The following is a 12,996-nucleotide window of genomic DNA, read 5'->3' on the forward strand; positions in this document are numbered from 1 at the left end:
GGAAACTATGATTAAAGTACAAGGACAGTTTAGTGAAGCAAAGGTATTCACTAATAATATAGAAGAAGAGGCTATAAATCAATTAAAAAGACTATGTGATTTACCATTTACTAAAGGGTGTAAAGTAAGAATAATGCCAGATACTCACGTGGGAGTAGGATGTGTTATTGGATTTACAGCAGATTTAGGTGATAAGGTAATTCCCAATATTGTTGGAGTTGATATTGGGTGCGGTATGCTTACTGTTGAATTAGGAGATACAGAGTTAGATTTAAAAAAACTTGATGAGATAATTAGAAAGCATATCCCTTCAGGAAAGAGTACACATGAAGGAAGGATTGTAAGATTTGAAAAATTACAGAATTTATACTGCTACAGAGACTTAAAGGATACAAAGAGACTTGAGAGAAGTATTGGGACATTAGGGGGAGGAAATCACTTCATAGAAGTTGGAAAAGACTCAAAGGGAAAAAATTATCTTGTTATACACTCTGGAAGTAGAAATCTTGGTACACAAGTTGCAAAGTATTATCAGGATTTAGCAGTTGACTTATGCAGCGGAAAAGAATCATATTACAAAGAGAGAGAGGAATTGATTCAGGAGTATAAGAAGGCTGGAAGAAGAAAAGAATTACAAAAAGTTCTAAAGGAATTAAAGAAAAAGTATGATGAACTTCAACCTGAATATCCTAAGCAATTATGTTATTTAACCGGGGAATTCAGAGAAAAATATTTGCATGATATGAACATATGTCAAGAGTACGCAGAATTAAATAGAGAAACAATGGCAGATATAATATTAAAAAAATTACTTGGAAGAGAACTAAAAAGATTCGAATATTTTAATACTACACATAATTACATTAACTTTGAAGATAACATAATAAGAAAAGGAAGTATATCTGCATACAAAGGAGAGAAAGTTCTGATTCCAATTAATATGAGAGATGGAAGCTTGATATGTATTGGAAAAGGAAATGAAGACTGGAACAACTCTGCTCCTCATGGTGCAGGAAGATTGATGAGCAGGTCAAAGGCAAAAGAAACTGTAAACTTAGAAGAATTCAAAGAGTCTATGAAAGGAATATATACAACTTCAGTCAGTATGGCAACCTTAGACGAAGCTCCAATGGTATATAAGCCTATGGAAGAAATAGTGAATAACATACAGGATACAGTTGATATTGTAGAGGTGATTAAGCCTATATATAATTTTAAAGCAGGATCTTAAAGGAAATGGATAATGTAGAATGTATAATGTAGAATGATGGATGTTTCTGCTCTATGAGCAGAAACTACATTTTATTTGTTATGAAACAATAGAGGTTTACTCGTTTCATTTATATGAAACATTGTATTTTTAGTACAATATTTTATCTAAAGATAAAATGAGTAAAAATCTCTTGTGCTAAAGAACAATAAAATGTAGCTTCTGACCTTAGTCAGAAGCATCCTTCATTATACATTATCAATTATACATTATACATTTGTTTTTGCATTTGTTTTTGCATTTGTTTTCTTATGTTGGTATATAGATGAAATTTGATAATTCATGGTATATAATGGTAAGGAATAGTGTATTAGTTAGGGGTGGATTTATGTTCAGTGATTTTATAAAACACTATGATAATATACGCTGCATATTAAGAGATATTTTTCTCTATGGTTGTTTTTCCAGGGAGGATTTAGAGAATAAGAGTTCAGTTAGCTCTAGAAAAGTAAGTTATGAAATAAGAAGAATACAGCAATATATTGAGAAGGAATTCATAAGAAGTGATTGGGAAGGAAGAAACAAACTTTTAAGTCTTAGTTATGATTCTATTAGTAATACACAAAATTTCTTGGTTGGTACCTATCAGAGTAAGAGCTTCACTAAAACAGATCTTATATTACACTTTTATCTATTAATGGCTCTAAAAAAAATTAATAAACCTGCTACCTTTTTAGAAATTGAGGATTTTTTAATTCAAGAAGGATTAATCTCATATGATAATATTAGTAGTAAGACAGTACAGAGAAAGTTAAATGAATTAACAAACTCTTTGGAGATTTTAAAATATGAGAAAAAAGGTAGGAGCAAAGCCTATAGTATTAATGATGATATTTTAAAAGAGCTTACTAATGATGAATTGAGAAAATTGATTTTTGTTGTGTCTCTTTATAAGAATATTTTATTTCCAACAATAAGTGGATATTATTGCGAAGAAACATTAAAGGATTATATGAGTCATGAGAGGGGAATTAATGAGGAGTATGATGATTGTTTTCAGTATAAAAATCTACATTTTCATCCTTTGATTGATGAAGAGATTCTTTGGAAATTTATGAAGGCCATAAAAAATAGAAATTTAATTAGCCATAGTACCTCAAAAGCAGGAAGACGATTAAAATCCAGAGAGGTTATTAAACCTTTTAAGCTTAGGTATGATGTGAATTGCGGAAGATTTTATCTTATAAGTTTTAATGAAAATGGAAGATGCATATCTTCTCGTTTAGACAGGGTTGAGGAAGTCACTATTCATAAAGAAAAATATGACCCCACAGAACTTCAAGAAAGATATATTGAGTGCATGAAACATAGTTGGTCAAGTGTTCCTTGTAATAATGTTGATGGTCATGACACATTAATACTCAAGGTAATTATAGATGAGTCTAAAGAGAAATACATATTGGAAAAGATAAAAAATGAACTAGGGGAATGTACCATAGATAATGTAGCTAATGAAGAGTATTTGATTCAAAAGAAGGTGAATGATTGCAGTGAGATGGTACCTTGGCTTAGAAGTTTTTCAGGGAACATAAAAGTAATTTCACCTAAATGGTTAGATAAAAGGTTAAAAGATGATTGGAAGGAGATGCTGAACAATTATGGAGTTATTTCATGAGTGTAAAAACAGGTATTTTCGTTTGATATTCCTTATTTTAAGTTTAGCGAAGGAAGGCCTTAGTAAAGAAGAAGTGATAAAACTTATAGAAGATGGAGAATATGATGAGAAGGTCATTGGTAAAGATTTCAAAACCTTTAAAGGGCTACTATTGAACGAGTATAATCAAGATGAAAACTTCAATCTTCTAATGGCGAATGATGAGCTTTTTTATCCAGTAATTAATCATGAACCAGATCAAATTCTTCCTGTCAGGTTAACTGTAGTAGAAAAACAGTGGATCAAAAGATTAATTGATGAGCCTATGGTGAAGGTACTATTAGGGGAGTCACTTGTTCAAAAATTAGAGCAGTCATTAAGTGATGTAAATTGTATAGGTAATATCAATATGATTGAGAGAACTTATACAGCAAATAATGATATAAGTATTGATTACTCAAAGTTTCATGATGACTTTCATACAATCTTAAAAGGTATAGTAGAGAATAAGCCTATAAGATATAGCAACGTGGATAAATGGGGAAATAGATACGAGAATAAACTATCACTCCCAATAAGAATAGAATACTCTTTAAGAGATGATAGATTTAGAGTATCAATGTACTCACTAGAAGAAAATAGACCTATTATGGTAAATCTTCATACCATAGAACAGTTAGAACTAGTTCATGATATGAAGCCTAATATTGATAGAGAAGAAGTTTTTAAGTTACTAAAAGAAAAGAAATATGCAAAAGAACCTATAATATTAGAAGTTACTGATGAGAGAGCAGCTATGGAAAGATGTTTCATGTGTTTTTCAGGCTTTGAGAGAAGTTCAAGGACTTTAGGAGAAAACAAATATGAGATTAAACTTAATTACTATACTTTTGAAGAGGATGATGTTATTAGAAAACTAATAGCTCTTGGTCCATTTGTAAAGGTAATATCTCCACAGAGGGTTATTGATGTGATAGTTAGTAAGATAAAGAAAGCGATGGAAATGTAAAGATAACCCCTGGGGTATTCCATGGGGTAGAATTTTGGGGGATGAAAATATGATAAACATTAAACCAAGAATAGAAAATATAACAGAGTTTATAAAGGTTGAAGAAATAAAAAATATGAAACCAGAAGATAAGGTGGATTTGCCAGAAGAAATTCTAAATAAGGTTGGGGATATCAAAAATGTATCATATCCTCAGCAGGGTATGTGTAGTTTAGTTATGATAATTGAATCAGAGTTAGGAAAGTTTTTATTAAAGATAGCAAAAGGTGAATATAGAGGTAAAGAGCTTTATGCTGAATATCTAGCTATGAAATCTCTTAAAAATGCTGATGTACCAGTACCGAAAGTATATGACTTTTTTCAGAAAGAAGAGTTTTATTATCTTTTAAGAGAATGCAGCAACGGAACACCGTTAAATAAATTATTCTTCACAACAGAAGATAAGGAAGAAAGGCTATATATGATAAGAGAGATGGCTAAAGAGTTAACTAAGATTCATAATATAAAAATAAATCATTATCCATATGATAAAGTAATCAATGATCAACTTTATTTCGCAGAAACTCATTTTAATAATAAAACTATAGATATTTATGATTTTGAAGTGGATGGTGAAATGATAGATCCAAAAACAGAATTAGAGTGGTTAAAGGAAAATAAAAGTTTGAATGGACAAGCAACTCTTATTCATGGAGACTATAGACCTAAGAATTTCTTATGGTATGATGGAAAAATAACTTCTATCCTTGATTGGGCATTCTGTGATATTGGAGATCCATATTATGATATAGCAATACTATTCTATTATTTTAAAGATGAAGATGAGAAGAGGGCGTTTATAGAAGCCTATGGAATTGAAGAGTTAGATCAGGAGAGGTTAGAATATCAAACTAGAATGATACCTTTTATTAACATTTAACGTGGATTGAAGCTAATCTTGTATTTGATGTAATATTATGGTACAATCTTATAAGATAATATTTATGAAAACTATGGAGGTATACAAGTTATGAGACCATCAAATTACTAAACTTATTAATTTTATTAAAAAAGGTTTATAGATAAACCTAAATAAATTAATGATTATTTCACATAGAGTTTTTCTTTCCTAAAATGGGGAAGAGGTTTATTTGGTATGCTCTTTATGAAATTAGTAATTTGGAAGATAACTTGCAATACTAAAATAGTAATATTTAATAAGATTTAAGGATTTATGCTGTAATGAAATTGGCATAGGTTTATATTGGTGTATATTTAAATCTTATTATAATAATTTTACTTTGAATTTTAGGCTGTAAGAAGAGAATCTTCTTGCAGCCTTTTTATATTGTAAAGAATAAATATCAAAGAACAATAGGGAAATAATCATTGATAGCATTAGAATACATAAATAGGAGAGTGAATAATATGGTAGAATTATCATTTAATAACATAAAAAAATATCTAGATGCTACATTGGTTTTTCAAAATTTATCATTTAACATCTATGATAACGAGAGAGTTGGAATAGTAGGTGCAAATGGATGCGGGAAAACCACTGTCTTGAAGATGATATCTGGAATTGAGGAAATGACTAGACATGATGACGGGTGGATGTGCATACCTAGAGGGAAGAGCATAGGGTATCTTGAACAAGTTCACAAGTATCCTGAAAACTATACTGTTAGAGATATTCTGAATATATCTTTTGAAGAGTTGATAGAAATAGAAGGTGAGATGAAATCATTAGAAAATGAAATGGCTTCGTTAACAGGGGAAGAGTTAGAAAGAACTTTGAAAAGATATAGTTATCTGCAGCAGGCTTATGAAGCAAAAGGTGGATATGAAAAAGAAGAAAAGATGAGCAGAGTATGTAAGGGATTAAAACTTGAAGAAACCTTCTTGAACAAAGAATTTAAGGTGTTAAGTGGAGGGGAGAAAACAACGGTAATACTAGGTAAGATACTACTTGAAACTCCTGATATATTACTTCTGGATGAGCCTACAAATCACCTTGATATGGAATCGGCAGAATGGCTTGAAAATTATATAAAGAACTATAGAGGGATAGTTATAATTGTATCCCATGATAGATATTTCTTAGATAATACTGTTAGCAAGATAATTGAGATTGAGGATATGGAATGTAAGACATATAAGGGGAATTATTCTGATTTCGTAAAACAGAAAGAAGAGGATATGCTTCAGCAATTCCATCAGTTTAAGGAACAGCAGAAAAAGATAAAATCTATGGAAAAAACAGTGAAAGATTTAAGAGATTGGGCTATTAGAGCTGATAATAATAAGTTCTTTAGGAGAGCAGCAAGTATACAAATTAAACTTGATAAGATGGAGAGAATAGAGAAACCAAAGTTTGAGAAACAGAACATGAAGATGAATTTCAATTCAACTGAACGATCGGGTAAAGAGGTTATTGTTGCAAAAGAATTAAGTAAAGGGTTTGAAGATAAGGTTCTTTTTAAGAATTCAGATATGCTTATTCAATATCAGGATAGAGCTGCACTTATAGGAGCAAATGGAAGTGGTAAAACAACCTTCTTAAAAATATTGTTAGGAGAAGAAGTAGCAGATGGAGGAACGGTGAAGATAGGGGAGAATGTAAAAGTTGCTTATCTACCACAAAATATTTCTTTTAATAATGAGGAATTAACAGTAGTTGAATGTTTCAGAGAAGATATAAACATACTTGAAGGAAAAGCAAGAGAATTCTTATCTAAATTTATGTTCTTCGGAGGAGAGGCATATAAGAAAGTTAAGCATTTATCAGGTGGAGAGAGAGTTAGACTTAAATTAAGTAAATTGCTATATGAAGATATAAATCTATTGATACTGGATGAGCCTACTAATCATCTTGATATAGAATCTATTGAGACTTTAGAAAATGCTCTAGAAGAATTTAAAGGAACTATCTTCTTTATATCACATGATAGATATTTCATAAATAAAATGAGCAATAGAATTATTGAGATTGACAATAATGAATTTGTAAAATATGAAGGGAATTATGATTTCTATAAGAAAGAAAAAATTAAGAGTAAGGAAGAAGTAGTAGAACAACCAAAAGTGAAAAAAGAAAAGGTTAAAAGAGAAAAAACAGTAGATGAGAACAAAAAGCTTCAGAAAGAAGTAACTAAGCTGGAAAATAGAATAGCAGTCTTAGAGGAAGAGATAAGCAAGCTTGATGAAAAGATGAATTCTATAGGAGATGATTACGTGGAGCTTAATGAACTTCATATTCAAAAGGAAGAGTTGAATAAAGAATTAGAAAAGGCAATTGAAGAATGGACAGAATACGAAAATAAAATTGTGAATATGTAGAACATAACCCCAGGGGTATTTTCCCCTGGGGTTTAGATTAGGGAGGATATGATATAATTATAAAAGATGGAAAAAGGAGGATTAACAAAAGTGTACAAAATTATGATTATTGAAGATGATAGTATGTTGAGTTCTCTAATAATGAACCATATGAAAAAATATAATTTTGTTGTTAAAGAAATAGAGGATTTCATGAATGTACAGAAACAGATAGAGACTTTTGAGCCTCATTTAATTCTTTTAGATATTAATTTGCCATATCAAGATGGATATCATATATGTAGAGAAATTCGTACTAAATCCAGAATACCAGTATTAATGATTTCTGCAAGGGATACAGAGATGGATCAAATATTAGCTATAGAACTTGGAGCTGATGATTATATAATAAAACCTTTTAAACTAGAGATACTTATGAGTAAGGTGAAGGCTATATTGAGAAGAGCTTACGGAGAATATTCCTTAATAGAAGAAAAAGTTGAAACAGAAATACAGGAAAATGGAATACAATTGAATCCAAATAGTTTTACAGCTAATTATAATGGTAAGGCAGTTGAGTTGAGTAAAAATGAATTTAAACTTCTGAAAAGATTAATTGATAATATTGATAAAGTTGTTGGTAGAGAAGTTTTGTTTAATGAGTTGTGGGATGAGTCAACATTTGTTGAGGAAAATACTCTTAGTGTAAATATTGCAAGAATAAGAAATAGACTTAAAGAGATTGGAATAATTGATTCAATAAGAGCAAAAAGAGGAGTAGGATATATGTTTGATAGTTCTTCTTTAGAGGGAGCAAGCAATGAATAAGAGGATTATAGTTGATTTTATAAAAGACAAGATGAGTATTATAATTTTATATATGATTAATACCTTAAGTATTATATTTTTCTACACTTTGATAACTGGTTACTCAAAAGAAATAGTATATCCATTAATACTAGCACTGTTTTTCTTAGGTAGCTTTTTAATTGTTGAAGGATATAAATATTATCAATTTAATATATCTATTGAAAATATAAGGAATCAACAGGGGTTCTCAGATATTAAAATTAGAGTTAGAAGCAAAGAACATAAAAGGATTATTAGTTTACTAAAGGATAAGCAGAGAAAATTAAGTGAAAGGCTATGTGCAAAGGAATCTATTTATGAGGAAAAGATAGCCTTATTATCACAGTGGATGCATAAGTTGAAAAATAATATTTCTGTCATATTAATGATAGCTCAAGAAAATGTTTTAAAAGAACCTGAAAATCAAAATGAATTTAAAAATATTGAAAACGAAGCTATGGTATTACATACCTCTGTTGGACAAGCATTAGAGTTCATAAGATTAGGAAGTTTTGAGCAAGATTTTGAATTAGCGGAGATAGAGTTGATAGGGAGTGTTAAGAGTTGTATCAATAAAATGAAGTCTCAATTTTTATACAACAATGTGTTCCCTGTTATGAGTGAGAATGAAAAAGAGTTTAAAGTCATATCAGACAAGCGATGGAATGAAGTTTTAATTGAGCAGATTATTTCAAATGCTATTAAATATTCAGGAGGTAAAAGTAAGGATATTAATAAAGGAAAGAAGATATATTTTAAAGTATGGTGTGAGGAAAAGTATACGTATTTATCAATTAAAGATGAGGGGATAGGTATACCTGAATATGATAAAGATAGAGTATTTAGACCATTCTTTACAGGTCATAACGGTAGAAAGGTTAGAAATTCCACTGGAATTGGTCTCTATATTTGTAAGGAAATAAGCTCAAAATTAGGACATGAAATAAAAATAGAATCACAAGTAGATGAAGGAACAGAAGTTAGAATGCGATATCTTTCAAAATTGTAGAGTTATTTTAAGATAAGTAGATATTTATAATTGGAAAAATGACTTAAAATTGTTTTGAAAGGGAGTGATTCATGTGAGTAAATTAAATTGTGAAAATATAACTAAAATATATGGTGATAAATATGACCAGGTAAACACTAAAGCATTGAATGGAATAAGTTTTCAGGTTGAAGAGGGTGAGTTTATTGCTATTATGGGGCCATCAGGGAGCGGTAAAACTACTCTATTAAATCTATTAAGTGGAATTGATAAAGCAAGTTCAGGAAAGATCACTATAAATAATAAGAATATAAGTGAAATGAGCAAAAATGAGCTTGCATTATTTAGAAGAGAAGAATTAGGTTTCGTTTTTCAAGACTATAATCTCTTAGATAATTTAACTTTAAGTGAAAATATTATTGTTCCTTTAGTTTTAGAGAAAAAAACACCAGAAGAGATAGATTCAAGATTAATACGTGTTATGGAGTTGTTTGGGATATATGAGTTATCTAGAAAATACCCATACAATATTTCAGGAGGAGAGCAACAAAGAATAGCTATTGCAAGAGCTGTTATTAACGAACCATCTATAATATTTGCGGATGAACCAACAGGGAATCTAGATTCGAAAAATTCAAAGAATATAATGAAGTGTTTTAGTAAAATGAATGAAGAACTAAATAGTACAATTTTAATGGTAACCCATGATCCAATAGCTGCTAGTTATGCTAAGAAAATTATATTCATAAAAGATGGAAAGCTTCATAGTGAAATAATAAATAAAGGGAACAGAAGAGAATTTCTAAATAGTATATTTAATTGTCTTGTCGTTCTTGGGGGTGAGGGATATGACTTTTAAGGATTTAGTTTTAAAGGGAGCTAAAGGGAATTTTCATAAGTATAATACATATTTTTTATGTAATGTGTTTATTGTTATGATACTTTTTATTTATTCAACCTTGATTTTTAACGAAAAATTAAAGGGAAATAGCATATTAGAATCAGGTGCACTAGATGGAATGATTGTATCTAGTGCAGCGCTAATAATATTCTCAATAGTTTTTATAAGTTATGCTCACTCAACGTTTATTAGGGGAAGAAAAAAGGAATTTGGAGTATATATGAGTTTGGGTATGCTTATTAAGGATATCAGAAAGGTAATACTCTATGAGAATATTATTATGATAATATCAACATTAACTTTGGGGATAATATCAGGAAGTGTGTTTTCCAGAATCTTTTATTTAATAATTACAAAAGCATTAGGGATAAAGAATATTCCAATGGACATAGGCTATGAAAATTTTTTATATCCTATAGGCATTTTTTTAGCTATAAATTTAATTAACCTAGTTATTACTATGCTTTCTACTCTGAAGTTTGACTTATTAAAATTACTTAAAATAGAGAGAATAAGTCCAATAAAAGTAGCGAAGCCTCAAATGTTTATTTTAGGAGTATTGATTGTAATATTTGCATTCTTAGGAGTGTGCTATGTATTAAGTGAAATGGAAGATCAATACCATAAAAAAGCTGTGTTTACAGGAATGATAACTATATTCATTGGAAATTACTTTATAATATCTAATCTTGGAGGAATGTTAATCAAGCTGTGTAAGAAGAATAAAAAAATATTTTTAAATAGATTACTAGAACTGAAAAGTTTGCAAAGTAAGTTTAAAGAAACCAAGAAAATAATTTTTGTAATATCATTGCTTGTGACAGTGGTTATTTTTTATGTAGGATTCCTACTATATCTTATGGGAACATTAGAAGAATCAACTACAAAGGATAATCCATATCATATTGCCTATGTAGAGATGCAAGGTAAAAACAATATTGATGAAGATACTATTAATAAGTTTTTTAGTGAAGAGGGAGTAACTATTACAGAGAAAAAAGAAGTTGAATTTTTATATTATTATTACGGTTATGAGGATGAAAAATTATTTTCAGACGAAATCATAAATAAAGTTTTTAATACAAATATACATGTTGAGAGAGGTAAATATATTGGAATCAATCAAAATAATACTCTAAGCAATAAAGAAAAAGATAATAATAGAATAAACGCTAGAGAGATATTCTTAAGGTTTAATAACAATAATTATACTTTTCAAAATGAAAATATAGTATATGAAACATTATTTAATAACATGAAATATGGATACGGTACAATTATTATATTGAATAATAAAGACTATGAAAGAATAAAGGGAGAAAAATCAAGTGTGTATATTGCTAATATGAAGTTATATAATTTGAACAACTGGAAAAAAAGCAAAGTAGCTGTAGAGAAGATTCAGGAATATTTTAAAACAAATAATAGTAGATTTAAGGAGAAAATTTTCAAGATAGAAGAAATAGAAGAAAGAATATTACATGTAGCTTCAAGAATTAAAGATTATAATTTGAAAAGACAGCAAACTACTGTTGTTTTATACACATTCTCATTTATAGGAATCTTTTTTACAATAGCATCATCAGTAGCTCTTTTTTTGAAGTTATACTCTGGAGTTGAAAATGATAAAGAGAAATTTAAAAAGTTATATAGAATTGGAATGACCACTGAAGAAATAAGAAAATCAATAAGTAGCGAACTCAAAATATTATTTTTCATTACACCTGTAATAGGAAATATAACTGCATTGATATTTACTGTGATACTCTTTAGGGAATCTGATCAGATTTTGATAGGAATAGGTTATAATGGAATAGTTGCAGTAGCATATATGATATTCCAATTTATTTATTATGTTGTTTGTAGGAATAAATATTGTAATGAGATATTAGAAGGTTTGTAAAATCTGACCCCAGAGGAAAATACCCCTGGGGTTATGTTTTTATAATCTATCAAAAACTTCATCATACTTACAAATTAAATTCTTCCAATCATAATCAACAGTTAGATATTTAAAGTCTTTCTTACGTATATAATCAATGTTCTCAATAGCATAAGCTAGTTTTTCTACAAGTTCATCAAAAGTCTCATAAAAAATCTCAGGATTATTATGATAATCATATAAATCAGGGTAAGTTAATCTTTTTGCAAGAATTGGATAGCAACCACTGTATACACCCTCCATAACACTTATCCCAAAGAAGTCATGATTTGAAGTGACAGGAATAATATCAGAAGCCTTTACCCATGAACGATACTCTTCTACACTCATGAATCCAGAGGCTACAATTTCATCTTTCAAAACAGAGAATGCTTTTTTAAAAATAGGAGGAGAATTTTTATAGTTCTCACCAAGTACAGCTACTTTGAATTTTAAGCCTCTTTCTTTTAAAATGAATAAAGCATTGAAAAAGTCATCAGGATTCTTATCAAACTCCCATCTATGATTCCATAAAATTAAAGGAGTATCGTCCTTGTAAATATCATCTGATACGGTATCAAGCTTTGAAAGATGCATTCCTATTGGAAGAACAGATGATTTATTTTTTAATTTTTCAACTGTATCATTTAGTCTGTAATCTGGCATTCTTTTTAACATATTATATAACTCATCATAGAAGGAATTCATATTGTAACATGAGTTAAATAACACATAATCAGCAGCAAGTGCAGTTGTATAATTCATAAACCCATAATTAATATCTCTATTAAGTTTTTTATCCACACTATCATTCTTCCATGGATAAGTAAGTTGATTCTCATGAAAATAAACAGCAATCTTCACATGAGAGGATAACTTGTGTCTTATTAAGGATAAAAAAGTTGTAAGATCAAGCATATCAGTAGAAAGAATTATATCAGGAGAATATTCCCCAGCTAAAAATTCTTCAGCAAGTGTCACAGCACCACCGTACATACGCCATTTCCAAAACTGACCCTTCATACTTAAGATTTCTATATTATGAGAACTAAGTTCCTTAAATTGATTAGCCCATGAGGCATGTGAGCCGGAGTAAAAAGGCTCCACTATTAGAATTTTTTTGGACATTATTTTATTTCCTCCGTTTGAATACTGTCAGGGTATAGT

At 29.4% G+C, this 12,996-nt stretch carries 10 protein-coding genes; 9 read left to right on the top strand and 1 reads right to left on the bottom strand.

From position 1 onward, the window contains the following. Positions 1 to 7: 7 nt before the first annotated feature. The 9 genes from OW730_RS07665 to OW730_RS07705 all read left to right on the top strand — a co-directional run bounded on the left by OW730_RS07665 (position 8) and on the right by OW730_RS07705 (position 11,811). Entirely contained in the window at positions 8 to 1,231 is a 1,224-nt protein-coding gene (locus tag OW730_RS07665; RefSeq protein ID WP_271228460.1) for an RtcB family protein, read from the top strand. A 304-nt stretch (positions 1,232 to 1,535) separates the two neighbouring features. Continuing rightward, the gene (locus tag OW730_RS07670) at positions 1,536 to 2,885 is read left to right on the top strand and encodes a WYL domain-containing protein (protein WP_271228461.1); all 1,350 of its coding nucleotides are present in this window, start codon (positions 1,536 to 1,538) and stop codon (positions 2,883 to 2,885) included. Beyond that, positions 2,869 to 3,873 carry a WYL domain-containing protein gene (locus OW730_RS07675; protein WP_271228462.1) on the top strand — a complete coding sequence of 335 codons (1,005 nt, stop codon included), beginning with the start codon at positions 2,869 to 2,871 and terminating at the stop codon, positions 3,871 to 3,873. Before OW730_RS07670 ends, OW730_RS07675 begins: the two co-directional genes overlap by 17 nt. A 49-nt stretch (positions 3,874 to 3,922) precedes the next feature. Continuing rightward, positions 3,923 to 4,792 carry a phosphotransferase gene (locus OW730_RS07680; protein WP_271228463.1) on the top strand — a complete coding sequence of 290 codons (870 nt, stop codon included), beginning with the start codon at positions 3,923 to 3,925 and terminating at the stop codon, positions 4,790 to 4,792. A 488-nt stretch (positions 4,793 to 5,280) separates the two neighbouring features. After that, a complete protein-coding gene (gene abc-f / locus OW730_RS07685) occupies positions 5,281 to 7,191 on the top strand; it encodes a ribosomal protection-like ABC-F family protein (protein WP_271228464.1) in 1,911 nt (636 codons plus the stop codon). A gap of 90 nt (positions 7,192 to 7,281) precedes the next feature. Further along, complete coding sequence (locus OW730_RS07690; RefSeq protein WP_271228465.1) at positions 7,282 to 7,998, top strand: response regulator transcription factor; 717 nt, start codon at positions 7,282 to 7,284, stop codon at positions 7,996 to 7,998. Then, entirely contained in the window at positions 7,991 to 9,028 is a 1,038-nt protein-coding gene (locus OW730_RS07695) for a sensor histidine kinase (protein ID WP_271228466.1), read from the top strand. The genes OW730_RS07690 and OW730_RS07695 overlap by 8 nt, the downstream gene beginning before the upstream one ends. Before the next feature lie 73 nt (positions 9,029 to 9,101). Continuing rightward, on the top strand, positions 9,102 to 9,866 hold the full coding sequence (locus OW730_RS07700) for an ABC transporter ATP-binding protein (protein ID WP_271228467.1): 765 nt from the start codon (positions 9,102 to 9,104) through the stop codon (positions 9,864 to 9,866). Further along, complete coding sequence (locus OW730_RS07705) at positions 9,856 to 11,811, top strand: FtsX-like permease family protein (protein ID WP_271228468.1); 1,956 nt, start codon at positions 9,856 to 9,858, stop codon at positions 11,809 to 11,811. Before OW730_RS07700 ends, OW730_RS07705 begins: the two co-directional genes overlap by 11 nt. Before the next feature lie 39 nt (positions 11,812 to 11,850). Here OW730_RS07705 and OW730_RS07710 read toward each other — a convergent pair whose 3' ends face one another. Continuing rightward, positions 11,851 to 12,957: a tRNA-queuosine alpha-mannosyltransferase domain-containing protein gene (locus OW730_RS07710; protein WP_271228469.1), complete on the bottom strand. Its 1,107-nt coding sequence runs from the start codon at positions 12,955 to 12,957 to the stop codon at positions 11,851 to 11,853. Positions 12,958 to 12,996: the final 39 nt, after the last annotated feature.

It is taken from the genome of Oceanirhabdus sp. W0125-5, assembly GCF_027938815.1.
Lineage (GTDB): Bacteria > Bacillota > Clostridia > Clostridiales > Clostridiaceae > Oceanirhabdus.